The organism is Bacillus sp. SIMBA_008 (genome assembly GCF_046535495.1).
GTDB lineage: Bacteria > Bacillota > Bacilli > Bacillales > Bacillaceae > Bacillus > Bacillus subtilis.
In genome coordinates this window covers 1-243 of sequence record NZ_JAWRWL010001107.1, presented here as the reverse complement: position 1 = coordinate 243, position 243 = coordinate 1, and the positions used below count along the sequence as shown (strand labels likewise).

The following is a 243-nucleotide window of genomic DNA, read 5'->3' as shown; positions in this document are numbered from 1 at the left end:
ATAACGATTCTAAAAGTGCACATTATGTAAAGTTAGCAATTGAGGATGGTTATAAACGATTAATTCAATCCTCCATTGAAAGAGAGATTCGAAAAGAATTAACAGAAACAGCTGAGGAACAAGCGATACATATTTTCTCTGAGAACTTACGTAATTTGTTATTACAACCTCCAATGAAAGGAAAGGTTGTGTTAGCTTTAGATCCTGCATATAGAACGGGGTGTAAATTAGCTGTTGTAGATG

General features: G+C 34.2%; 1 pseudogene. It reads left to right on the top strand.

The annotated features are described in order from the left end of the window. A pseudogene (locus SB658_RS26865) lies at positions 1-243 on the top strand (RNA-binding transcriptional accessory protein); the annotation flags it as partial.